Source organism: Daejeonella sp. (genome assembly GCF_037719425.1).
Lineage (GTDB): Bacteria > Bacteroidota > Bacteroidia > Sphingobacteriales > Sphingobacteriaceae > Daejeonella.
In genome coordinates this window covers 6063-7794 of record NZ_JBBJNI010000176.1, presented here as the reverse complement: position 1 = coordinate 7794, position 1732 = coordinate 6063, and the positions used below count along the sequence as shown (strand labels likewise).

Here is a 1732-nt window from a genome sequence, read left to right as displayed (position 1 = left end):
GTTCATAGACTGGTCAGCTCTAATACCTGTTATCCAAACCGAATTCCCGGCAAGAGCACGCTTCAACGGCTCAACTTTACGGATCCCGCAGCATTCTTTACGGTTCTCTACTGATTCATAAAAGCTGCTTGGCCCCTTGGTGCTGATCATATTCTCTACTGCATGGGTATTCGGATAGTACGCATGGACCTGCTTTCCATACATTTCAAGCGTCCGGTTCCACACATAATAAGTTTCAGGAAATAAACGCCCTGTTTCGAGTGTAAACACTTTTATAGGCAGGTCATTCTTGAATATGATATGCGATATTACCTGGTCTTCCCATCCAAAGCTGGTCGAGAATACCACCTGCCCGGGATATTTATCAGCAATATATTTCAGTGAGTCAATGATCCCTAAACCCTTTATTTCCTGAAGTAAATTCTGCGTATTCATTTTAACAAATTACTTTGAACTATCTAAAGCCTTTATAAGATCCGCGATAATATCTTCCGCATCTTCGAGGCCTACTGAAACCCTGATACTTCCCGGAAAGATACCGATCTGGGCACGCTCATCATCCGTTAGTTTAGAATGAGTCGTAGACATCGGATGGGTTGCAATTGTCCGTGTATCTCCCAGGTTAGAAGATAAACTAATCATCTCCAGAGCATCCATAAACCTCATTGCGCGTTCCATTCCCCCCTTAATAATAAAAGTCACTACCCCTCCGCCCTGCTTCATCTGACGCTTTGCAAGATCATGCTGTGGGTGAGAAGGAAGGAACGGATATCTTACCACTTCCACTTCGGCATGTTTCTCCAAAGCTTCCGCTACTTTAAGCGCGTTGCTGCAATGCCTGTCCATACGAACCGGCAAAGTTTCGAGGCTCTTGGAAAACACCCATGCATTAAATGCCGACATAGCCGGACCAGTATGCCTGATGAAGAACATCATTTCCTTGATAAGATCTTTGCGGCCAACTACAACACCTCCTAAAACGCGACCCTGTCCATCCATATATTTTGTAGATGAATGGCTTACAAGATCAGCGCCGTATCGAATTGGCTTTTGCAGATATGGGGTTGCGAAACAATTGTCTACATTGAGAATAAATTTGTGCTTCTTTTTCAAAGCGCCAAGCCATTCAAGATCCACCAGCTCCAGTCCCGGATTTGATGGGGTTTCTAAAAACACCATTTTCGTTTCAGGACGTAAAGCTTTTTCAAACTCTTCAGGGCTTGAAGCATCAACATATGTTGTTGTGATGCCCCATCTCGGCAAAAGCTGCGTAAACAGCTGATGTGTTGAGCCAAATATTGAACGGAAAGCTACGATGTGGTCGCCGCTTTTTAACAATCCCGCAAAGGACGCAAAAACGGCCGCCATACCAGAAGAAAAAGCCAGTCCATCTTCGGCACCTTCCGCATCGCAAACCTTCTGGATGAACTCTGTTGTATTCGGGTTTGAATAACGTGAATAGATATTGCCTTCAACCTCTTCCGTAAACATAGCCCTCCCATGCTCGGCATCGTCAAACATAAAGCTTGATGTAAGATACAATGGCACAGAATGCTCCCTTTGAGATGATCTCGGGGTTTGGGTACGGATGAGTTTGGATGATTCCTTCATATTATTGAGATTTCGGCAAAAATACTTATTTATATAAAATTAATGAAGGTCGTAATGATCGTTTTGAGGCTGACTAGTATAACAATTACTCCCACAGCCATCATTATGGCTTTAACCGAGA

2 protein-coding genes are annotated in these 1732 nt (G+C 43.8%); both read right to left on the bottom strand.

Annotated elements, in window-relative coordinates; all coding sequences use genetic code 11:
• Positions 1-435: phosphoadenosine phosphosulfate reductase family protein (locus WKF69_RS17400; protein ID WP_340383498.1), on the bottom strand; the 435-nt coding region annotated here is incomplete at its 3' end.
• 9 nt (positions 436-444) lie between these two features.
• Positions 445-1611, bottom strand: a complete 1167-nt coding sequence (locus WKF69_RS17395) for an aminotransferase class I/II-fold pyridoxal phosphate-dependent enzyme (protein ID WP_340383497.1) — start codon at positions 1609-1611, stop codon at positions 445-447.
• Positions 1612-1732: the final 121 nt, after the last annotated feature.